Annotated in this window: 19 protein-coding genes and 2 tRNA genes; 15 read left to right on the top strand and 6 right to left on the bottom strand. The window is 47.2% G+C overall.

Going from position 1 to position 23298, the window contains the following annotated elements:
* The first annotated feature begins 21 nt into the window (after nucleotides 1-21).
* The 11 genes from HMPREF0645_RS07720 to HMPREF0645_RS07670 all read left to right on the top strand — a co-directional run bounded on the left by HMPREF0645_RS07720 (nucleotide 22) and on the right by HMPREF0645_RS07670 (nucleotide 14561).
* Nucleotides 22-1053: a DUF5017 domain-containing protein gene (locus tag HMPREF0645_RS07720; protein WP_007174388.1), complete on the top strand. Its 1032-nt coding sequence runs from the start codon at nucleotides 22-24 to the stop codon at nucleotides 1051-1053.
* A 25-nt stretch (nucleotides 1054-1078) separates the two neighbouring features.
* Entirely contained in the window at nucleotides 1079-4111 is a 3033-nt protein-coding gene (locus HMPREF0645_RS07715) for a chondroitinase family polysaccharide lyase (RefSeq protein ID WP_007174387.1), read from the top strand.
* Nucleotides 4112-4141: 30 nt separating this feature from the next.
* Nucleotides 4142-4975 (top strand): hypothetical protein, encoded by an 834-nt coding sequence (locus HMPREF0645_RS07710; RefSeq protein ID WP_007174386.1) that lies wholly within the window; start codon nucleotides 4142-4144, stop codon nucleotides 4973-4975.
* 12 nt (nucleotides 4976-4987) lie between these two features.
* On the top strand, nucleotides 4988-7426 hold the full coding sequence (locus HMPREF0645_RS07705; RefSeq protein WP_245544013.1) for a DUF4955 domain-containing protein: 2439 nt from the start codon (nucleotides 4988-4990) through the stop codon (nucleotides 7424-7426).
* Between the two features lie 583 nt (nucleotides 7427-8009).
* Nucleotides 8010-9110 (top strand): phosphotransferase enzyme family protein, encoded by a 1101-nt coding sequence (locus HMPREF0645_RS07700; RefSeq protein WP_007174383.1) that lies wholly within the window; start codon nucleotides 8010-8012, stop codon nucleotides 9108-9110.
* A gap of 7 nt (nucleotides 9111-9117) precedes the next feature.
* Nucleotides 9118-9789, top strand: coding sequence for a carbohydrate-binding family 9-like protein (locus tag HMPREF0645_RS07695; RefSeq protein ID WP_007174382.1), 672 nt, complete (start codon nucleotides 9118-9120; stop codon nucleotides 9787-9789).
* A 119-nt stretch (nucleotides 9790-9908) separates the two neighbouring features.
* Entirely contained in the window at nucleotides 9909-10700 is a 792-nt protein-coding gene (nagB, locus tag HMPREF0645_RS07690) for a glucosamine-6-phosphate deaminase (protein ID WP_007174381.1), read from the top strand.
* A 43-nt stretch (nucleotides 10701-10743) separates the two neighbouring features.
* Complete coding sequence (locus tag HMPREF0645_RS07685) at nucleotides 10744-12735, top strand: glucosamine-6-phosphate deaminase (protein ID WP_044123375.1); 1992 nt, start codon at nucleotides 10744-10746, stop codon at nucleotides 12733-12735.
* A gap of 83 nt (nucleotides 12736-12818) precedes the next feature.
* Nucleotides 12819-14114: an MFS transporter gene (locus tag HMPREF0645_RS07680; RefSeq protein ID WP_007174379.1), complete on the top strand. Its 1296-nt coding sequence runs from the start codon at nucleotides 12819-12821 to the stop codon at nucleotides 14112-14114.
* 269 nt (nucleotides 14115-14383) lie between these two features.
* Nucleotides 14384-14470: transfer RNA gene (locus tag HMPREF0645_RS07675), tRNA-Ser, on the top strand.
* A 19-nt stretch (nucleotides 14471-14489) separates the two neighbouring features.
* A tRNA-Glu gene (locus tag HMPREF0645_RS07670) sits at nucleotides 14490-14561 on the top strand.
* Nucleotides 14562-14678: 117 nt separating this feature from the next.
* On the opposite strand, the gene HMPREF0645_RS07665 is transcribed toward HMPREF0645_RS07670, so the two are convergent.
* The gene (locus HMPREF0645_RS07665) at nucleotides 14679-14969 is read right to left on the bottom strand and encodes a hypothetical protein (RefSeq protein ID WP_007174378.1); all 291 of its coding nucleotides are present in this window, start codon (nucleotides 14967-14969) and stop codon (nucleotides 14679-14681) included.
* Between the two features lie 929 nt (nucleotides 14970-15898).
* On the opposite strand from HMPREF0645_RS07665, the gene HMPREF0645_RS07660 reads away from it, so the two are divergent.
* From HMPREF0645_RS07660 to HMPREF0645_RS07645, 4 genes are all read left to right on the top strand, one after another.
* The gene (locus HMPREF0645_RS07660; RefSeq protein WP_007174377.1) at nucleotides 15899-16396 is read left to right on the top strand and encodes a DUF4251 domain-containing protein; all 498 of its coding nucleotides are present in this window, start codon (nucleotides 15899-15901) and stop codon (nucleotides 16394-16396) included.
* 2 nt (nucleotides 16397-16398) lie between these two features.
* On the top strand, nucleotides 16399-17514 hold the full coding sequence (locus HMPREF0645_RS07655) for an energy transducer TonB (RefSeq protein WP_007174376.1): 1116 nt from the start codon (nucleotides 16399-16401) through the stop codon (nucleotides 17512-17514).
* A gap of 11 nt (nucleotides 17515-17525) precedes the next feature.
* On the top strand, nucleotides 17526-18497 hold the full coding sequence (locus tag HMPREF0645_RS07650) for a glycoside hydrolase family 25 protein (RefSeq protein ID WP_007174375.1): 972 nt from the start codon (nucleotides 17526-17528) through the stop codon (nucleotides 18495-18497).
* 489 nt (nucleotides 18498-18986) lie between these two features.
* A complete protein-coding gene (locus HMPREF0645_RS07645; RefSeq protein ID WP_007174374.1) occupies nucleotides 18987-19499 on the top strand; it encodes a toxin-antitoxin system YwqK family antitoxin in 513 nt (170 codons plus the stop codon).
* 103 nt (nucleotides 19500-19602) lie between these two features.
* Here the strand turns inward: HMPREF0645_RS07645 and xth are convergent, their stop codons facing one another.
* From xth to tpiA, 5 genes are all read right to left on the bottom strand, one after another.
* The gene (gene xth / locus HMPREF0645_RS07640; protein WP_007174373.1) at nucleotides 19603-20406 is read right to left on the bottom strand and encodes an exodeoxyribonuclease III; all 804 of its coding nucleotides are present in this window, start codon (nucleotides 20404-20406) and stop codon (nucleotides 19603-19605) included.
* 4 nt (nucleotides 20407-20410) lie between these two features.
* Nucleotides 20411-21013 carry a DUF4840 domain-containing protein gene (locus HMPREF0645_RS07635; RefSeq protein ID WP_007174372.1) on the bottom strand — a complete coding sequence of 201 codons (603 nt, stop codon included), beginning with the start codon at nucleotides 21011-21013 and terminating at the stop codon, nucleotides 20411-20413.
* A 3-nt stretch (nucleotides 21014-21016) separates the two neighbouring features.
* Nucleotides 21017-21598 (bottom strand): GTP cyclohydrolase I FolE, encoded by a 582-nt coding sequence (gene folE / locus HMPREF0645_RS07630; RefSeq protein WP_007174371.1) that lies wholly within the window; start codon nucleotides 21596-21598, stop codon nucleotides 21017-21019.
* A 65-nt stretch (nucleotides 21599-21663) separates the two neighbouring features.
* Nucleotides 21664-22344 carry an SPOR domain-containing protein gene (locus tag HMPREF0645_RS07625; RefSeq protein ID WP_052300838.1) on the bottom strand — a complete coding sequence of 227 codons (681 nt, stop codon included), beginning with the start codon at nucleotides 22342-22344 and terminating at the stop codon, nucleotides 21664-21666.
* 181 nt (nucleotides 22345-22525) lie between these two features.
* Nucleotides 22526-23290: a triose-phosphate isomerase gene (gene tpiA / locus HMPREF0645_RS14220; RefSeq protein WP_007174369.1), complete on the bottom strand. Its 765-nt coding sequence runs from the start codon at nucleotides 23288-23290 to the stop codon at nucleotides 22526-22528.
* Nucleotides 23291-23298 lie beyond the last annotated feature (8 nt).

Below are 23298 nucleotides of genomic sequence, written 5' to 3'. Positions count from 1 at the left end.
TCACAATCAACTTTAAACGTTATGAAAATAAACAAATATATATTGTTCTCTGCAGTGGCAACGATGTTCATCGCGTGCAACAACGAGCTTACCGAAGAGGTCGCACTGAGCGTTGATGTGACGCAAAATGAGAATGTCTCCAAAGCAAACGACACCTATGTCGTGAAGAAGGGACAACCGGTACAGTTCACCTTTGCGGGCGATCCGGATAACATAGCCTTCTTCAGTGGTGAGGCCGATCATGAGTTTCAATACAGAGACCGTGACCAGGTGTCGCCCGAAGACATCACTTCGTCCAAGCTGACCTTCTCGGTTTGGGCGCAATATGGCAATGGTGAGTGCACGAAAGATGTGCTGAAGATGATGATTTCGGAAGATTTTTCGGGGTTGAATAAAAAAGACTTCAATGCTGACTCCATGTTGGTGGAATCTCACAAGTGGAACGATTTGGTGCCACAGGCAGAGCTTCCACAGGCACCGGGCAACGCCAAGGGAGCGCTATCTTACGAGATCGACCTCAAACCCTATCTGGGAAAACGTTTTGCGTTGGCCATATCCTATACCGGACACAGCAACAAGGCTGCCCAACCTCGCATGAATTTCGTGGATATGAAGATAGAGAACAAGTTGAAAAACGGAACCACCTCTACCCTTTATGCGGGTAATTTCGGTTTCACGCCCCTCAATATGATGTGGCGACACAACTTGAACGATCAGAAAAACATGAAAGACAACAGGGCATACGGCACGGTTACCAACAACATGAGTGGCATCTGGAACCTGAAAGACGCAGGCAAAGGCAACTTCTTTATCCACAGTTCAGGTGGTGGAAAACCTCTCAAATATAGCTGGCTTGTGTCCGATCTCATCATGTCCAATGCTTGCTCGCCTGATCAGGGTGTAGCCATTAAAAACATCACGAAGGCTCTCAACAGTTATTATTACACCTATAACAAGACGGGAGAATACAAGGCCACGTTTGTAGCAACCAACAGCAACTACAAGCACGAGTCAAGAGTTATCCGCGAAATCAAGGTTAAGGTCGTGGATTGATAAAAACATCTTATTATCAATAAGCATGAAAAAAACAGTTTCTATCATACTTTTAGGTGTGCTCGGTTGGTTCTTTGCTCCTATGGGAGCAAAGGCTCAACTCTTCGACGACCCACGAATGCTCTCTTTTGAGGACGGGAAGGATTTGCAAGCTGCGCATACCGTCAAGTCGAGTGTGGAACTTTCGGCTGCCCATTACAAAAATGGCAAGAAGTCATTACAGTGGAATTATACGCCCGACGCGACGCTCAGCTTCAAGAGAGACCTGCAGTTTGAGCCTAAAATAAAGGGCGATAGGGACAACTACCTCTCGGCTTTTATCGTTTGGGTGTACAGCGAGAAGCCCCAACCGGGTAAGACCATTACCTTCCAATTTCTCAAGAACGGCAAACTTTGTACCTCATTCCCCTTTGGCATTGACTTCAAGGGGTGGCGGGGCGCATGGGTATGCTATGAGCGCGACATGCAGGGCAAAGCCGAAGTGGGCATGGACGAAGTCAAGATCGTGGCCCCCGACACCAAGGGCACGCTCTTTTTCGACCACCTCATCACCGCTATTAAGGTGGATCCCCGACAGCAAACGGCCGATTTGCAAGTGCCTTTCGTCAACAAGAAAACCAAGAATCACTGGTTGGTGGTGAACCAAAGCTATCGCATCAAGCCCGACATCGCCTTGCAACCTGTCACTGACGCACAACGTCGCGATATCAAAAAGCTGGAAGACAAGTTTCGCTCTATCATCTACACACCTGCCAAACTCTATCCCAAGCAGATGGATGAGATGCGGACGCAATTCGCCAAATACCGCATCAGCCGCAAAAAGGGAATCATTTCCGGCATGCCGATATGGTTTGTACGTCATGCCGAGGCCTACGAGCGAATGATTCCCAACTGGAACAAGGACATGTTGACACGCACCGGGTTTGAGATGGCCGACTATTTCAAACTCATGCAGCGCATGGCCATTGGCTACAACAATGCCACCGATGAGGCTGACAAGACCGCATTGAAGGACATGTTCATGCTCATGTTCGACCACATCACCGACCAAGGTGTTACTTTTGGATCTTGCTGGGGCAATATTCATCATTATGGTTATAGTCTTAGGGACATGTACATCGCCTACTTCCTGATGAAAGATGCGCTCAAAAAAGAGGGTAAATTAGACGAAGCCGTCAAGACTATGCTATGGTATGGGCAAACCAACAAGCTCTATCAGAAACCAGTTGGCAACGGCATCGACATGGATACGTTCAACACCTCGTCCGTAGGTTGCATGTCGAGCATTCTCCTCATGGACGATTCACCTGAGAAAGTGCAGTACCTGCGCTCGTGCAGTCGATGGCTCGACTGGGGTTGCCGACCTGCCCCCGGACTGTCCGATGCCTTCAAAATTGATGGATCAGGCTATCACCATTGCAACAATTACCCGGCTTATGCGGTCGGAGGACTCAACGGCGCGACGCAGATGATTTACATCTTGAGTGGCACGCAGTTTGCCGTTGGCGAGCTGGCACACCAAACCGTCAAGAACGCCTTGTTGGCCATGCGTTTTTATTGTAACAAGATTCATTTCCCACTTGCACTCTCCGGTCGTCATCCTGATGGCAAAGGTAGGCTCACCCCCATACACTATGCTTACATGGCCATGGCCGGCACACCCGACAAGCAGCAAGACTTCGACCGTGACATGGCTGCCGTCTACATGCGTTTGGGCAACAACCCACGCTCCACTTTGGAGAAGAAGACCTACCAGCGGTTCCAAATCCTGGGCTGTTTTGCCGAAGATGATCCGCAGGGAAACCTTTCACTTAGCTATGGATGCACCGCCGTGCACCGTCGCGCCAACTGGTCGGCCGTGGTTCGGGGTACCAGCCGCTATCTTTGGGGAGCCGAGCATTATGTGGGCGAGAACCTCTACGGACGCTACTTGGGTTATGGCAGCATGCAGATTATGACCGCCCCCAAGGGCACCGACGTTACGCCTAAAACCAGCGGTTGGGTTCAAGACGGGTTCGACTGGAACCGCATACCGGGTGTCACCTCCATACATTTGCCATTCGACGAGTTGGAGGCTAAGATCAGAAACGTGGACATCTCCTCCGGTGTGGAGGAAATGCTATACTCTGACGAGGCTTTCGCAGGCGGGTTGTCGCAGCTTGGCGTGAACGGGAACTTCGCCATGAAACTGCACGAGCACGACAAGTATAATGGTTCACACCGTGCCCGTAAGTCGTATCACTTCTTCGACGGACTTGTTGTTTGTCTTGGCAGCGACATCGAGAACATCGTGGACCGCTATCCCACCGAAACAACAATCTTTCAGTTAGAGGCCAACGATGATGCCGCCCGCAAGTATTGGAAGGACTTCAACAACAACGGCAAATGGTGGTTGGATAATCTTGGAACGGGCTATTACTCGCCGCAAAAGGCAGAGTTCACACCCTTGGTACTACAAAAGTCGCGCAATGAGGAGACTGGAACCGAAACCGAGGGCACATGGACATCGCTTGTCATCAACCACGGCAAGGCACCCAAGAATGCCGAATACGAGTATGCCGTGATGCCTCAGACCACTCCTGAGCAAATGGAGGCATTCGCTCAACATCCCTCATACACGGTGATTGCCAAAAACAGAGACGCGCACATCGTGTCGTCCAAGGCGGTAAACACAATTTCCTATGCCATTTTCGAGAAGCCACAGGGCTATCTTCCAGGCAGTCCTATCGCCAAAACCGATACTTCGTGCTTGGCCATGGTGCGCTATCTCACGCCCAAACGAATGATTCTTACCGTGGCACAGCCCGACCTCGCACTCTATCGCGGTCCCAGCGACGATGTCTATAAAGATGGCAAGCGCGTGGAGCGCAGCATCTATGGTCGGCCATGGAGAGACAATCCGAGTTTGGAGATACCTGTCACCGTAACGCTCATTGGCAAATGGAACGTTCGTGAAACCGACAACATTAAACTTGTAGCGCAAGACGACAAGACCACTACGCTCAAGTTCATTTGCAAGGACGGACTGAGCTACGACTTGGAACTTACACAACAATAACACAAATATAACCAATTTAAATTTAAGCGTATGAAAACTAAATCTTTACTCATTGCAGGGCTGTGTATGGCAGCGTCTGTAGCAAATGCACAAACCGAGGCAAAAACCTATGATTTCACCAAGTTCACACAAGAACAAATAGCCGAGTTTGAAGAGGCTGTTAGCGATGGCACATGGGGAAAACAGGAAAACATTTACAAAAATATGACGCGTATTGGCATAAATAGTCATACAGACAAGAAGAAGGTGCCTATTACCGTGCAAAACATTGTCAATTATGGTGGAAAACTTACTAATAAGGAAGGTAAGGAGTTTACATGTGTCAAGGGATTGTTGTTTGGGATTTATCTTGATGAGAAAAAGCAATTCAAGGCACATTATCCTAGCAAGAAAACCCACCTTGGAAATATTTGGTTTGTGTGCACTCCTAAAAAAACAAATGCTATCAGACTTAACGGTAATAACTTTGCCATCGTAATTCCAAATCTCAAAAAGGGAATGCAAGTCAGTGTGAGCTATCGTGCAGGCAATGGTAAGGACGAAGAGTTCCTCAGTGGGTATAACTTTGACAGTGGAAACACGTTCGTACAACATCCCGGTGAGGGCAAAAAGACACATGTTGCAGAAGGAAAGGTTGCTGAAGATGGTGCAGCGTGGATTGTTACCACCAACGGAGGAGCTTTCATTTACGACATTACCATCAAGGACAAGGATGGCAATGTCATTACCACGGGAATTAATAATATAACACAAGCCACGCAAGACAACAGGGTTTATGATCTCAATGGTCGCTATGTGGGCAATGATATAAACGCGTTGCAATCTGGCTTGTACATTCAGAATGGTAAAAAAATTATCAAATAATTGTTTTCTTTCGTGAAAATCACTACGTTATTTTTTTCTCTCTTATTCACCACCACCCTGCCCATCATGGCAGATGGTGGTGTTTCTAATACTGCCATTGCTTGGCAAGAGTTTGTGAGCAGCTCGCCCAACAACGTGCTCTTGGATTTCTCCTTTGCCGGATACAAGCACGGCGAAGAGGCTCCCGCCGATGTCAATACCTTGGGCTACACCGTCTATGACGTGACAAAATATGGGCTCGACGGCACTGATGACCGCTCTGACCGTGCCGCTTTTGATCGGTTGGTGGCCAAAATCAACGACAAGGCGAAAAAAAACCGCGGACAAGCCAACGCCATTATTTATTTCCCGGCAGGACGATATATTCTCCACACGAATGCGGACAATTTCACAAACAGCGCCGGGAAGCTTGCCTCCAAGACCATTAATATTGTTGCTGGCAACCTAATTATCAAAGGTGCGGGTCGTGACAAGACCCAATTAGTGATGCAAGATCCCAACTTGCCTAAAGACCCCAATAAGATGTGGACCTCTCCCACCATGATTTCTATTAGGAACAACGGTGAGAATCCAGTCCCCGTATGGGCCAACGTGACTGCTGACGCGCCAAAGGGGAGCTTCGAGGTGGCGGTTGACGATACCAGAAACATCCAAGTGGGCGACTGGGTGACGCTCCATCTCAAGAACAACGACCGCACGCTTATCGGCAAAGAGTTGTTAGGACAACCCTTGTACAACAACATGACAAACCTCATCAACGTGGGTGTGCAGGTTGTGGATTACCACCAAGTGGCAGCAGTAAGCAACGGCAAGGTGACGTTCAAGGAGCCGTTGATGCACGCTGTGGAAAGCCAATACGGCTGGACCATCCAAAACTACAAGTGCTTTGAGAACGCGGGTGTGGAAGATCTCACTTTTGTGGGCTATGCCAAACCCGACTTCAAGCATCACGGCTCGTGGGAAGACGACGGTGCATACAAACCCTTGGACATGGTTAGGCTGGCTAACTCGTGGGTGCGTCGCGTAGCGTTTCACAGCGTGAGCGAGGCTCTTACTTTCACTTGGTGCGCCAACTGTTCGGCCTACGACATTCTCATCACGGGCAACCGCGGGCACTCCGCCATTCGCTCGCAAGGCTCTTCGCGTGTGTTTATCGGCAAAGTGGGCGACTACTCTGACGGCATTTACAACGATACGCGCAATGCATGGGGCAAGTGCGTGGGGCAATATCATGCTTGTGGTGTGTCCAAACAGAGTATAGGCACTGTGGTCTGGAACTGCACATGGGGGGTGGACGCATGTTTTGAGGCGCACGCCACACAGCCGCGAGCCACACTCATAGACGCATGCCGTGGCGGACTGATGCAACTGCGGTGTGGTGGTGACAAATACCAGCTGCCTAACCACCTTGACGACCTCACGCTATGGAATCTATATGTGACCAACACGTCGACTCAAACGCTTAAGATGCTGCCCTACCGTTGGTGGGATAAAAATAATATCTGGATAAAGATTTTGCCACCGACCATCGTGGGCATACATGGAGATTACGATATGCAATTTGACGATGGGCAGACCAAACGTGACGAAAGCCACGGTAAGGCCGTGTTCCCCCGTTCGCTCTATGCGGCACAGTTAGAGCGCCGATTGGGCAAAGTTCCAGACTGGCTGGTGGAACTTGAAAAAGCAGACCATAGGAAGGCGCTCGGCAAGACATGGATTCTCAATATGCCGACAGAACAAGACAAGGAAGCGTTTGAGGAGGATAGCTACAACAATAGCCGGTGGAATAGGACGACAGATACTGCCAATAACCTTGTATTTGAGAACACCACGGCAATCGGAACATCGAGCAATGCGGCTGTCGAGGCCAAAGATGTTTCCCAATATGCGGGCAAACTAATAGCTGACGGCAAGGAAGCTGAATTTACACGTGGACTGCTGTTCTGCATATACGTTCCTGAAACCAACATGGTGAAACCGGTAAGCCCTGGCAAACTCCTTGTCTATACCGATCCGGAGAGACAATCTATCAGGCTCAATGCCAAGAATCTGTCCATTGTTGTACCCCATCTGAAAGCCGGACAAACGGTAGAAGTAGGATGTCGGTCGGTAACCAATGCGGGTATCCGCTTTCTCAATGCCTACAACCTTACTATAGAGCAAGGATTTGGAACGGCAGCAAGCTCAAATCTTGAGGAACAGCTCTGTATAGGCAAAGTTGAGCAAAATGGCGATGTTGTCATTGGTGCGAGCAACGGTATCTACGTCTACAGCATCACGGTGAAGGACGAAAATGGTAATGTTGTGGCAGGCGTTGGAAATCCTTCCGGAAAATTCAGGTCGGACGACCCCAAGATATACAACCTGCTTGGACAAAATGTAGGAACCCGTTTCGACTTGCTCCGCCGAGGCACATATATCTGTAATGGGCGGAAAGTGATGAGGTAGGGGAGTGTCGACCTCGTTTTGTGCCTGGCATGAAGACGGGTTCGCAACGACGTGATTTTTCTTTACATACACCTCTTTATATTTCGCGTATTCAAAAATAAATAGTCTTTGACTCGAAATTCGTAAAATTTGCGATGATTTGTAATTTATTGACAGACAGATATTTATCAAAATCCGGATTGCGTGGCAGTTTTGCTCGCTCGCGATTGGATATCAATTGGGATGATGGTTAGGGCTTGATCACGATGTGAAAGCGGTTTTTCCGCGCGTGCATGAAGTCCAAATCGAAGTGCCGTAAGATAGTAATCGCAAGGCCTCGGGAATTTTCTTTTTCACGAAATCGAAAACCGGAGTTGGAACATGGCGCTTTTTCTTCTGGATGTAGAAAAAAGATTTACCGAAAAATGAGTACTTTATTTTACACCTCGTGACCTTTCGACCGGTCTGCACTTTATTTTATAATCACCTTTTTTGCCGTATCAGTATTATTAATTATTTTTGTGACAGTAACGTTTTAAACCATCTCTGGTGCCGGATTTTTTCTTGCAAACAGCCGGTACAGAATCGAACCAAAACCTAAAATATGGAATATCAACAACTAAATGACGTGGTCTCTCATTTTAAAACAGAGGGAGTGACAGAATCAATCCTGCCGCTTGGCAACGGTCTGATTAACGATACCTACAAAGTGAAGACCAAGGGAGAGAATACTCCCGATTATGTTTTGCAACGCATCAACACTGACATCTTCACAGATGTGGAGATGCTGCAGCACAATATAGAAGTGGTAACCACCCACATTCGCCGAAAATTGGAAGAACAGGGAGAAGGGGATATAGGCAGGAAAGTGCTTCGATTCGTGAGTACCGATGAAGGTAAAACATATTTCAAAGATGCGGAAGGGAAGCATTGGCGGGTGTCCGTATTCATTCCCGACGCCAAGACTTTTGAGTCGGTTACCCCGGAACATTCCTACGATGCAGGGAAAGCCTTTGGGCAATTTCAGTCGATGCTGGTGGATGTGCCGGAGGAATTGGGCGAGACGATTCCGGATTTTCACAATATGGAGTTACGCTTGCGTCAGTTCCGTGAGGCCATACAAGCCAATCCCAAGGACAGATTAGTGGAGGTGCAGGATTGGGTCGACGAGTTGGAGAGTCATGCGCAGGAGATGTGCAAGGCGGAACAATTGCACCGTGAAGGGAAACTGAAAAAGCGTATCTGCCACTGTGACACCAAGGTGAACAACATGCTGTTTGACAGGGATGGGAAGGTGTTGTGTGTCATCGACTTGGACACGGTGATGCCGAGCTTCATTTTTTCTGACTATGGCGATTTTTTGCGCACGGCAGCCAACACGGTGGCAGAGGATTCATCTGCATTCGATCAGATTGATTTTCGCATGGATATCTTTGAGTCGTTCACGCGCGGCTATATAGCCTCTGCCCGGAGCTTTCTGGAGCCGGTGGAAATAGAGAATCTTGTGTATGCGGCCAAGCTCTTCCCGTACATGCAGAGTGTCAGGTTCCTGACCGATTACATCAACGGAGACACCTATTATAAGATTGCATATGAGAATCACAACCTGGTTCGCGCACAGAATCAACTTCACTTGTTCCGCAGTGTGTGCAGACACGAGAATGAAATGAAAGCATTTATTGAGGCCTGCATAGAAGACATATAATTGAACGATGAAACAATTAACAATAAAAAAAATAAGCCAACGACCGGCCTCGGCAGCCGATGTCCCTGCGGCATTGGATGCGCTGGGGGTAGACTATCAGGCTATATCAAATGCCAACTGGGCATCTGAGTATCCATATACGCCTCATGTAACCTTTCGGATGGCCTACGATGATGAGGCGATATACCTGCATTATGGTGTGGAAGAAGACAGTGTGCGTGCTGTTGCGCCCAACGATAACGGACACGTGTGGGAAGATTCGTGCTGTGAGTTTTTTTTGCAACCGGCCGATGATGATGTCTATTATAATATAGAGTGTAATTGTGCGGGAACCCTCCTGGTGGGCTATGGCCAAGGGCGGGAAGACCGTGTGCTGGCTCCGCAGGAAATCTTGAACGGCGTAGATCGTTGGTCTTCGTTGGGTCGCGAGACTTTCGAAGAGCAAATAGGAACCTGCAGATGGCAGTTGGCACTGATTGTTCCGCTGAAAACATTTTTTAGACACGCTATAGAATCCTTGGACGGACGAATTCTTCGCGCCAATTTCTACAAATGTGGAGATGCCCTGTCGAAACCCCACTTCCTGTCATGGAATCCCATCGAGATAGAAAAGCCAGATTTTCACCGTCCGGATTTTTTCGGAAGGCTGAAATTTGAACCCATGGAGCATGGTATATAACCAGCGGAGGTGCAATCTGCCCCTGTGTGAAAAAAAATAAAAAAAAATTAGCACAGCGAATATTTTTGTACCTTTGTCCATTATTTTTCAGAGTATTCATATAATAAATTTTTAGTATTATGAGGGTCATTATTAATTCGAATTACGAAGCAATGTCCAAATGGGCAGCCAATTATGTTATTGAAAAAATCAATTCGGCTCATCCGACAGCAGAGAAGCCTTTTGTGCTTGGATTGCCTACTGGTTCCACGCCGGAAGGAATGTATGCTGAACTCATAGAGGCTGTGCGCAGCGGACGGGTTTCTTTCAAGAATGTAAAGACATTCAACATGGACGAATATGTTGGTTTGCCGGAGTCTCATCCCCAGAGCTATCATTCTTTCATGCAAACAAATCTTTTCGACCACATTGACTGTCCGAAAGAAAACATTCACATACTCAATGGAAATGCTGACGACTTGGAAAAGGAATGCCGGGAGTATGAAGAGAAAATCAAGGCTTGTGGAGGCATCGACCTCTTTATCGGAGGTATTGGTCCTGACGGTCACATTGCCTTCAATGAACCCTTTTCTTCACTAACCTCACGCACAAGAATCAAGACGCTGACAACAGACACACTGATTGCCAATTCAAGATTCTTTAACAACAACCCCGCAGAAGTGCCCGGCAAGGCATTGACGGTAGGTGTGGGTACTGTGATGGATGCCAAGGAGGTGCTTATTCTCTGCAACGGCCATGCCAAATCGCTGGCTCTGAAAGCAGCTGTGGAGGGTCCGGTTACTCAGCAATGGACCATCAGTGCTTTGCAAATGCATCGTCACGGAATCATTGTGACGGAGGAAGGTGCCGTAGATGAACTGAAGGTTAGCACATACAAGTATTTCAAGGATATTGAACGTAGTGCTTTGTAAGCAGCCCCTAGTATTAAAGAATTTAATAAATAAAAGCGAAAGCATGGTAAGACTCAATTTAAGTTCTCAAATCGTTTTCAATAAAGTTCCCAGAAATCTGTATCAATTTAAAAACATTCTTGATCGGTCGCAGATTACCCGCATGGAGCGGGTACCGACCGATGTTTTCGCATCGATCAGTGAAGGGGCAAACTCCATAGCCGACGGGATAGAAAAAGTGATCCGCGCCAAGGAGCAGGAGAAAAAGCCTTGTGTTATGGCTTTGGGTACGGGTACCTCTTTGATACCTATCTATGAAGAATTGATACGCCGTCATCAGGCCGGCCTGAGCTTTAAAAACGTGGTTGTGTTTAACGGATATGAATATTATCCGCTCACATCAGAGAGTAGCAGCACCTGTATCTCCCAACTAAAAAAAGTGTTTCTTGACCGGATTGATGTTGAGAAAGAGAATGTATTCTCTTTAGACGGCAAGATAAGTCAGGATTCGGTTTCTGAACATTGCAGGCAATATGAAGAGCACATCGATAAATTAGGTGGGATAGACATTGCGCTTTTTGGCATAGGCCGGACAGGAAATATCGCAGCCAATGAGCCAGGGTCCAGTTCTGCCTCAATCTCGCGTGTCATTCTTACGGATGACCTGTTGAGAGCGGAGATGGCCAGGAGTTTTGGCAGCAACGACCAGGTTCCACCATGTTGTATCACCATGGGTATAGCTACCATTCTCAAAGCCAACAATATCTATATTGCCGCTTGGGGAGACGAGAAATCGATGATTATCCGGGATATAACCGAGGGCAAAATGACGGAGGCAGTACCAGCTTCGTTCTTGCAGTCTCACAATCATGTCAGATTGGTTGTCGACCTGCCGGGTGCTTCGCAACTCACCCGAATCAAATTGCCGTGGCTGGTTACATCGTGCAGCTGGACAGACAAGCTGGTTAGGTCGGCGCTTATATGGCTTTGTAGCATCACGCAAAAGCCTATCCTGAAGCTCACCAACAAAGACTATAATGAGAACGGGCTTAGTGAACTTCTCGCTCTTTATGGGTCGGCATACAATGCGAATATAAAGATATTCAACGACTTGCAGCACACCATTACGGGCTGGCCGGGTGGAAAACCCAATGCGGACGATACCTATCGCCCGGAGAGAGCCACTCCATATCCTAAGCGTGTTCTTGTTTTCTCCCCCCATCCAGATGACGACGTGATCTCCATGGGTGGAACGATTCAGCGCTTGGTGAACCAGAAACATGATGTGCACATTGCTTATGAAACCAGTGGCAATATTGCTGTCGGGGATGAGGAGGTGGTAAGATTCACACACTTTGTCAAGGGCTTCAACAAACTTTTCACGAACGCCAATGACAAGGCTGCCTCTGACAAGATTGAAGAAATCAGAGATTTCATCGCTTCGAAGAAAGAAGGAGAAACCGACAGCCGGGATGTACTGGCCGTGAAGGGACTCATTCGTCGCGGCGAGGCTCGCATAGCCTGCTTATACAACAAAATTCCGCTGGATCATGTTCACTTCCTCAACCTGCCCTTTTATGAAAGCGGCAAGATTGAAAAGCTGCCGATGACAGTGAAGGACGTGGAAATCGTAAGACAACTGTTGCAGACCATTAAGCCTCACCAGATTTATGTTGCTGGCGACTTGGCCGATCCTCACGGTACCCATAGGAAATGTACCGATGCGGTATTGGCTGCCATAAACTTGGAGAAAGATGACAAGGCTGAATGGCTCAAAGACTGCCGTATTTGGATGTACAGAGGCGCCTGGGCTGAATGGGAAATGGAAAACATAGAGATGTGTGTACCCATGAGTCCGGAAGAGCTGAGAAACAAGCGAAATTCCATTTTGAAGCATCAGTCGCAAATGGAAAGTGCACCGTTCTTGGGGAACGATGAGCGTCTTTTCTGGCAACGTGCTGAAGACCGCAACCGTGGAACGGCAGAACTTTACGACAAGCTGGGCTTGGCATGCTATGAGGCAATGGAGGCATTTGTGGAATACAAACCTCTGTAAAACTCATATAAGAAAACTCTAAATTCCGGGTGGGAGTGTGTATGCTCCCACCTATTATCAACACCTAAATCTTAATACAACCAATGAAGAAAAATTATCTTGCAATCATTGTAATGATGTTTCTGTTTGCTATGATTGCGTTTGTTACTAACCTTGCGGCTCCTATAGGTATCATTTGGAAGAATGCCTTTGCAGGGTCAGAGAATGCAAATACAATAGGAATACTGGGTAATGCCATGAACTTCCTGGCTTATCTGTTTATGGGTATCCCGGCGGGGAAACTGCTGGTGAAATTAGGCTACAAGAAAACAGCCTTAGTTGGAGTCACTGCAGGTTTCGTTGGTATTTTCATGCAGTATCTTTCGGGCTTCTTTAGTCTTGATATCAGTGGCTTTTCTGTTTATCTGATGGGTGCTTTTGTTTCGGGAGTTGCAGTATGTGTGCTCAACACGGTGGTCAACCCCATGCTCAATTTACTGGGTGGTGGAGGCAACCGGGGAAATCAGTTGATTCTCATCGGAGGAACATTGAACTCGTTATCCGGTACACTCACGCCGATGTTGGTTGGTTCTTTGATCGGAACCGTAACGGCACAGACACTTATTGTGGATGTTAATCCGGTATTGTTTATCGCCATGGGTGTGTTTGCAGTTGCGTTTGCTATACTGTTTTTTGTTCCCATTGAAGACCCACAGGCGGCTAAAGTCACCGACACGACCGTCTTTGAACATTCGCCATGGTCATTCCGTCATTTCAAGTTAGGCACCTTGGCCATTTTTGTTTATGTAGGCTGTGAGGTTGGTATTCCGAGTACACTGATATTCTATATCTCAGACACCACACTCAAGGGCGGCGGAGCTGGCTTGAGTCAGGCTGCGGCTGTTGCAGGCTGTGTTGCAGGAACTTATTGGTTCTTGATGTTGGTAGGACGATTTATAGCAGGATTCATTGCTAAAAAGGTATCAAGCAAGAGCATGATGACAGTCATGACCGCGATGGGAATTGTTCTCCTTACCTGTGCTATTTTTTTTGGTAACAGCTCGCGTATTGACATGTATGTGTTTGATGGAACCTCGTTCTTCACAGCATACGTGCCTATTGCTGTACCTTTCTTGGTATGCTGTGGCCTTTGCACCAGTGTGCTGTGGCCTTGCATTTTCAACCTTGCCACTGAGGGCTTGGGCAAATACAGCAATGCCGGGTCGGGAATTTTCATGATGATGGTGGTTGGCGGCGGTGTCTTGCCCTTGCTGCAAAACTATGTTGCTGACAGATCGTCTTATATGCTTAGCTATCTCATACCGTTGGTGGCTTTCATCTACATGTTTGTCTACGCAGTCTATGGCAGTAAGAACGTAAATACCGACATTCAAGTTTAAGCACATGTTGGTAACTCTCCGCAACCGTTCGACTTGTAAATGAAATACAGCTGCTCGCTAAAACATTTGAAGGTTTTAGCGGGCGGCAATAAAACAAAATAGAGCTGAATGGCTTTTTGAACTTTTTTTCGAGCAGATATGGTCCAAAAAACGGTAGTGGATTTTTTTGAATTGAAAAAAGTGAGAAAAGTTTGGCAATGTAAAAATAATACATTATCTTTGCAATCGCATTTGAAAAGAATGTCCTAAAGGTTTACAATCCCTGCAAAGGAAGTGTGGGTGAGTGGCTGAAACCACCAGTTTGCTAAACTGACGTGCGGGTTACCGTACCGGGGGTTCGAATCCCCCCGCTTCCGCAAGGATATAACTTTTCTTGGTCGGTTCATCTAGCGGTTAGGATTCAAGATTCTCATTCTTGCCACACGGGTTCGAGTCCCGTACCGACTACTTGTTTTAATCTAAAGCTTCAGACCAAGGTCTGAAGCTTTTTGTTTAACTATCATCTATGCCCTTTCAGTTCAGGCAGCCAAACAGCCACCGTCATAATACGCATTTGTCGCTATATTAATTCCTGACAAGCATTCTTTTTGATCCTTTTTCAACTGGTCCTGAGATATTTACAATGTTCTCATTCTTCACGTCGTCAAGAATCATCATGTGGCGACGGTCTGGAGACAAGGTGCGGAAATGGACATTGTTTACATATAGTCCGTCAACATGGCGTGCGTAAAGTCCATAAGCAGGTGTCGGATCCGCCCAGCGTGGCTCGGGGTAGTTTTTTGCTTGTTCGCGATACTCCTTATCACGAAGAGAGGGATTTCCGCCTCCGCGGTATTCTATCGAAATGTTTTGCAAACGATGTTACGAAATGGTTCATCCTTCATGCCGGTGATGAATTGTGAGCATCCTGTTTTCAAATATGTTCACTTTTTGAGAATTCAATATTATAAACTTAAACTTGTGAGAGCAACGTTCATTTACCCGCGAATAAATCCTTCAACGGGCATCAGCTAAACTATCTACACGTCGTATGTAAATGGAAAAAGGAACCTACTACGACGATTACGCAAATGATCAGGATTGGGCACTGTGTTACTATTTGACGATCAACGAACAGTCTGCCGGACTATAAGAGATCGATATACATTTCAGTTCCGGTGAGGAGTCCTATCTGTTTGTAAAAGACATTAACCAAATTCTGACGGCTTCCAACCGTGCCAACCAGAGCCAAACGCGCCACCTTTTGAAGGCTGCAAACAGGTGGGAAGGGTGGGACTGTCCGAGACTGCGGTGTCGTTAGGTTCTAACGGCACTGCGGTGCGGGCTTTGTGGTCATGCCGCGGAGCCTTCGTCGCAGGACGATTAAGCCTCAATCGTCATGCCATTCCATATGCGATCGCGGCCGATGAAACTGGAATCGCAGCACGATATTTTGTAATTCGCAGATTGACAGCCTGTTGATAAACAGGCGCAAATTTCTCGAATTTCGGGCCGAGACTAACTTTTTTGAAAATACTCAAAGCATTTCAGGGCGTTTGTCAATAAAAATACACAGGATATTTACCGAATAGATCTATCGAAAAATGCTCCGGTAGATTATGAAATTCCAAGCAGCTTATGGTGATCGCTTGGTTCCGGATTTGAGAGATTCAAGAAACAAGTTCGTATAGTGACAAGTGCGACTGATGCTGAACAATTGCAAGAACCATTGCAATTATTAAAAAGAACTAAACACAATGAGTTTACAGAAAAATATAGTAAATTAGCATCATAAATGTGCTGATATGAAACATGTGTTGGGAATACTGGTTGCTGCATGCTGCCTGATGGCATGTGCCACAACCAAGACAAAAGATCAGAGAGAGGCTGAAGAACAGCAGGCTTACAGGCAAATAACCGACTCGGTGCACAATCGTAGTTTCACCGTGGAGATTAATTATGTGACACCCAGGAAGTTGCAACCTCGCTTTCTCACCTCGGAGTACATCGTGCGGGTGCAGGGAGACACGATTGTGAGTTTCCTGCCATATTTTGGAGTGGCTTACCGTGCTGATATCGCCAATCAATCCCGTAGTCCGCTGGATTTCAAAAGTGCCATTACTGACTTTCGCGCAGGATGGACCAAGAAGAAGAAAATGCACATCAAACTGAAGACCAGGAACAATATGGACTACATAACCTACGGCTTGGACATCTTTACCAACGGCAATGTGAGCCTCGACGTTACGCCTACAGATCGGGAGTCTATAACGTTTACAGGCAGACTCATAACAGATCAATAGGCATGGACATGAGAAAGGCTTTGCTTGTACTCTTCCTCCTGCCGATCGCCCTGTTCGGACAGGTATTGGACAACACGTCACAGCAATATGCCATGAGGTATGTGAGGGACCATTGGTATTTGAAAAACGGAGACGACCTGAATGTGATCGACACGGACATAGAATGGCCGGAGGCTCTGAATTACGAGCGCCCCAAGTCGCTGCAAGCCTATATGGCGAAGTTTCTCTTTGGCGAAGACACTGCGAACTTTGACTCGGCATACCATGCGCTTAAAGTCAAGCACGGACAACCCGTGACAGAACAATTCAAAGAGTTGCCCGACGACCGCCGCTATTGCTACATCACGGCATCGGCACGCGTCAAGAACCACTGTCCCGGCAAGTGGATAGCTTATGTGGTCAGCTATGAGGCCAAGCCTGAAAAGCTGTCTCGGATAAAGCCGAGGAAGGAAACACGATATTTTGTATACGACATCGGGCGACAACAGGTGATGTCTCCGGACATGGTGATCAAACAGAAACGGATTCAGGACGGATACGTGGAGCAGGAGTTTTTTGATACCGTGTTTGCGCCTCTGGATGAGCAAGACTATGGCGATATCAGGTCGGCCAGTATCGAGGGTGCCTGGTTTGAGGAAGAGGGCAAGACTTTGGGCTTGCATATCTCCTGCAAAACCGATCAAACCACATTGGGCTACGATGTTTTCATGCCTTATGAAAACGTGCGTTATCTCATCACTAAAAGTGCGCGCAGGCTGGTTGAGAAACCCACGCTCAAGCCTAATCCGGAATACATTGCTCCGCTGGAAACATGGAGAGGTGAGCCAGTGTATAAAACCGTAGACACCATGCCGGTGTTCAGGGGAGGCAACGAGGGGTTGAAATCATACCTTGCCAACGTTGCACCTCCTGCTGAATCGGAAGGCGGAAAAGTCATGGTTTCGTTTGTTGTAGACCAGGACGGCGGAGTAGGGGATATCCGGGTGGTTGGTTCCTTGAACCCTGTCCTTGACCGACATGCTGCAAGTCTTGTGCGGGGAATGCCGAAATTTACCCCTGGTAAATTGAATGGGCAACCCGTCTGCGTAAGAATTTACACGCCCATACAATATAGATAGAAGTACAGCCAATGAACAGTCGGCAGAATACGAACACAGAAGACAGCAGGGATGAGCTCAAGTCAGGTCCTCCGACAAGTCCGGCGGAAGGGCACCCGCGCCACAGACATGAGGATGCTGAAGGCTACCGGCACCATCACAGGTACCGGCATAGCTATGAGGAACACTTGAAACGCAAGATCAGGGCGAAGAGACTTAAACGATGGAAAGCAGTTCGCAACACAGCATTGATACTCTTTCTGATTCTGGCTCTGTTGCTGATCATCACGGTGTTGATTGCCCCGAACCTGTTCTTAAAGTTTACACCCTATGGGACGGAGTTGGGAGGCGGCATTCGTTCCTTTCGGACTGACAACGCACACCTGAGGCTCGACTATGACGGTATTGATGTTTCGCACCACCAGGGTACTATCGACTGGAATCGGGTGGGGCAGGACTCGTGCGTAAGATTTGTATATATCAAAGCCACCGAGGGTCGCACGCTGGTCGACAAGAACTATCTACAAAACATGAAAGGGGCTCGGGAAGCTGGAATTCCCGTAGGGTCATACCATTACATGACGTCTCAAAGTAGTGTTGTCGAGCAGTTTAGAAACTTTTATGGCGTCGTGAATCGCAAGCATCAGGACATTATCCCGATGATCGATATTGAACAGGAAGGCGTAAACAGGTGGTCAAAGCAAGAAATACAAGACAGTCTGGCCAAGATGATTAGCTTGATAGAGCAGCACTATTATTGCAAGCCTGTTATATATGCATACGCAAGATTCTACAACGATAATCTTGCCCCGCGTTTCAACAACTACCATTTGTTCCTGGCCAGATACAACGTACATGAGCCTGTGGTGAGCGGAGCAGGAAACCATAATATATGGCAACATTCTGACCAGGGTATCATCGACGGTATAGAAACACCTGTAGACCTTGATGTATTTGCTCAAGGAACGACACTCAATGATATCAAAATGCCACGGAAAGAATAATCTGCGGTCATCCCTACGCTCATCTCCTCAGCTTAACACAGTTGATTCTGAATCGCAACCGTACGAATTTCGGCTGCAAACGTTGCTTTGTGTTCTGCAAAATAGATGTTTTCTGGCATTTTGATAACTATAAATGAGGTCATGATTCCATTTGTATAATATTTCTTTTATATTTACAAATAAACTCTAAGCTACCCTTGGTTTTGAGCAAAAAATCATGAGGTGATACTTATAGAAGTCAATTAAATGGTGTCATTTAGTCAATTTGTTTGAGGTATAATACGACGCATGGTGGTTTGTAGCTTACGTTTTGATAGATTTAGCCTGTTTTTTATTAATCTTTCAAATTATAAGCTATAGTTTAAAAACAGTAGATTTTCAGATGAAATATAATTATAAAATACTGTTAAATAATTGGTTTTGCCGATATATTATGTGTACCTTTGCAGCACAATTAATTTAAACAACTTATTACAAGAGGACATAAAAATGAAAAATATTGTTCTTATTTCAGTTATGCTGTTGCTGACCGTTTCAAGCTATGGTCGCAAACGTGTTAGTGAAAACGCAACAATCGTTGCTGATACCATCTATTATGCAGCCGACCAAACCTCGGTAACGAATGCGAAACAAGCTTCTTACTACCGCCTTTTACTTTCTCAAGGCAAGGGTATGGACAAGGAAGATGTCTTTACAGACTATTATATGGACGGCACATTGAAAGCAGAAGGCGGTTATAGTTTCATCGATTTGGGTAATGACAAGAATACGATTCTCGATGGAAAAGTAACGACCTACTATGTCAATGGGAAGGAAAAGCTCCATGGTAAATATGTAAACGGCAAGCGTGAAGGCTATTTCACCCTGCAACTTCGCAGCGGAGGCGTGGCAATCATTGCTTATCACGGTGGAAAGTCGAGATTCGACTACTTCATGGTGACCAATCAGGACGGCACGCAGGAAAAGCGACCGCTCTCGGAAATTAATTCTCTCTTACAATAACAATACAATTATTCGCTACTAAACAAAGAATAAAAGCCCGCATTCGTGAGAACGCGGGCTTTTGCTTGTCAGGCCAATGACCTGCCGGCCATGCACTGGAACATTACAGATTCAGTTCCAGTTCCACCGGGCAATGATCACTTCCATATATCTCTGTATGTATCCTTGCATCAACAATCTGGTTTCTCAACCGTTCTGACACGAGGAAATAGTCGATGCGCCACCCGGTATTTCTCTCGCGGGCACGAAAGCGGTAGCTCCACCAACTGTAGATTACTTGTTCAGGATACATCGTCCGGAAGGTATCGATAAATCCATTGTCAAGTAAAATGGTCATCTTTTCGCGTTCTTCATCAGTGAAGCCCGCATTGTTGCGATTGGTCTTGGCATTCTTGATATCGATTTCCTGATGGGCTACATTCAGGTCGCCACACACGATAACTGGCTTGGTTTCATTCAGCCTTTTGATATATGCCCTGAAATCCTCCTCCCATTTCATCCGATACCCCAAGCGCTTGGGTTTCACCTCACCGGGCAGGGATTCCTGCGAGTTCGGTGTATAGACGTTGACGAGATAGAACTCCGGGTATTCCAGTGTTATCACGCGTCCCTCGTTGTCGTGTTCTTCGATACCCATGCCACAGGCTACATTCATTGGCTCGTGCTTGGTATAAATAGCCGTTCCGCTATAGCCTTTTCGCTCCGCATAGTTCCAATACGACCGGTATCCATTAAATTGCAGGTCCAACTGTCCAGCCTGCATCTTGGTCTCCTGCAAGCAGAAGAAGTCGGCATCCAGTTCATTAAAGTATGCCTCAAAGCCTTTGCTGATCACATTTCCCTCAGCATCGACCTTGGGTTTCACACAAGCTCGAAGACCGTTAACGTTCCAAGAAACAAATTTCATAGACTTAATGCTTTGAGGTTGACACAAATTTAAAATAGGTACGGTTGAACAATCCGTTGTCCTGCAAGACGTCATCAAGGTAAAGTCCATACGTGTTCATCATGAATTCAAAGTGCTTGCTTGACTTCTGATAAATCGCAACAGATTTGTCATTATGACTTAGGAACAGCACCTTGCAGTTGCGGGCCTTGTCGCCTGTCCTTGCACTAAACTCCAATGCAAGTGGAACCACGTTCATGGTATGGCCTTTCTCCCCCACATCGTAGAAGCCCAAGTAGCACTTCAAATCCTTTTCGGACAGAGCTTTCACGTCTGCCTTAAAGGTGTCGTCAGCCGATGCAGATAGGCTTTTGGCCAAAACGCTTAGTGGGAAAGCCTTGATCGTCAGCACGGAGTCTATTGTCCATTGCATGTTTTTCACTGTGTCGGGTACGTCTATCAGGTTTGATGCATACACCATATAACCTTCATATGTACCACTTAACTCATTCATGGCCGCACGCATTTGCTCCTGCGTCAGCTCCTTTTCGTTGTCGTCACTGTTCAGGCATGAGCTCATGCCACACACTACTGCAACGAACAAAAAGATGGTTAGAATTCTCTTCATGTCTTATTTTTGATGTATTAGGTTCATAAATTCCGCGCGAGTCACGGCCTGTTTGAATGCTCCGCTGAAATCAGACGTAGTTGTTATGGAGTTTTGCTTTTCCACACCACGCATCTGCATGCACAAATGCTGCGCCTCGATCACCACCATCACCCCGAGGGGTTTTAGTGTTTCCTGTATGCAATCTTTGATTTGCTGGGTAAGCCGCTCCTGAACCTGCAGCCTATGGGTAAAGATGTCCACCACGCGGGCTATCTTGCTAAGCCCCGTAATATACCCATTGGGAATATAAGCCACATGCACTTTGCCATAAAATGGCAGCAGATGATGCTCGCACATAGAATAAAAACCGATGTCTTTCACAATCACCATCTGGTTGTAATCCTCCTTGAACAGTGCATCTGTCAGCACTTTGTGCGCATCCTGATGATAACCACGAGTCAGTGTTTGCATGGCTTTGGCCATGCGCAGCGGCGTTTTCACAAGCCCCTCGCGCTCCGGGTCTTCGCCCAAAAGTCTTAAAACCTCCTTGTAATGAACTGCCAGTTCGTCTAATCCTTCACGGAATTCTGTTTCAGGATTCATCTGCTATATGGTGATTGATGTATGATATATAATGTATTGTGTTGTCTGCCATTTGCTGTGGCATGTTAATACTGTACTGTGATCTGGCCCTTGACTATCGTCGCGGCACCATATCCCATTGCCTTCACCTGCTTCAAGAACTGCTGTGCCTCCTGATAGGCTCTGAAGTTTCCGACGCGGCATATCCACCTTGGCGAATAGAAATGCACATATACAGGCTGTTCGGGATACCTCATTTTAATGGCATTGCCCACCTGCTGAGCCCTCTGCTTGTCGTTGCGGGTGTTGCCTCCGGCAAATGCCTGTACCCGATAGCCCGGCACCTTTCGGCTACGGCGCATCACTTTCTTGCGCATGTCGGCCACGGGAGCCTCTATCTCAGTTTCGTTTCTTTCATTCTTTTCAGTCTCCCGCATCCGAGTTTCAGCCTCCTTGCGGGCTGCTTCGGCCTTAGCCGCCACCGAATGAGTGTTGGTCAGCTCTGCAGGGGTTTTACCGGCGGTCAGGGCATCCGTCCGGGATTTCTTCGTTTCATTTGTCCTGACATCAGGCTTTTTCGCAGCTGAACCGACGGGCGACAGACCCTTGCCATCCACAAGGTCATCAATGGCCTTGCTTTGCGTAACGGTTACACTCCCTTTCCCGGTTTTGTCCTGCCTCAGGTGATTCATATAGTTCTGTGCCCGGACACTGATCAGGGGGCACAGGACGATCATGGCAAATGCTGCTAATTTCTTTCTACTCATTGTATCTTGAACTCTGGTCATTGATTTTAAAGACGCAATGACATGTCATTTTCACCGCTATGTTTCCGAACTCGAACACCGAGCATTCACTCTCCCGCTTCCCGACATACGCATGTCATGTGACGGGAAGAGCGGGAGGGCGTCATGCTCCTTGTTCTATGTTCAACGCTATCACGAAGGGTTACTTCTTCCAGGCGTCGATGATACCCTTGAAGTCGGCAGCCTTCAGAGAGGCTCCGCCAATCAATCCTCCGTCAATATTGGGCTTGGCAAAAAGTTCGGGGGCATTGCTTGCCTTGCAGCTACCGCCATAGAGGATAGAAGTTTCCTCGGCAACATCCTTGCCATACTTCTCAGCTACAATCGAGCGGATATAGGCCAGCATCTCCTCGGCTTGATCCGAAGTGGCAGTCTTGCCTGTACCGATAGCCCAGATGGGTTCGTATGCCAGGATAATGTTCTTCCATTCGTCTTCAGAGAGATTAAACACAGAACCTTCCAACTCAGCCTTCACCACCTCGTTTTGCTTGTTGGCCTCACGCTCCTCCAGCGTCTCGCCACAGCAGAAGATTATTTTCAGACCATTGGCCAGAGCCATTTGCACCTTCTCCTTCAGGATTTCGGCTGTCTCACCATAATATTGGCGACGCTCTGAATGGCCGAGGATGACATACTGAGCACCGGTAGACTTCACCATGGCGGCAGAAACCTCGCCCGTATAGGCACCCTTTTCCTTATCGGCACAGTTTTCGGCACCCAGTCCCACCACGCTCTGATCAAGCTCATCGGCCACCTTGGCCAGATGGATAAACGGCGTGCAGACTACCACGTCGCAGTTTGGCTTGTCGGTTGCAAGCATGTCATTGATTTCCTTGGCCAGTGCCACACCTTCCTGCAGGTTCAGGTTCATTTTCCAGTTGCCTGCTACAATTTTCTTTCTCATCATCTATTTTT

Origin of the sequence: Hallella bergensis DSM 17361, from assembly GCF_000160535.1 — a bacterium.
Taxonomy (GTDB): Bacteria; Bacteroidota; Bacteroidia; order Bacteroidales; family Bacteroidaceae; genus Prevotella; species Prevotella bergensis.
The sequence above is the reverse complement of the archived record's forward strand: the minus strand, read 5'-3'. Positions and strand labels throughout refer to the sequence as shown.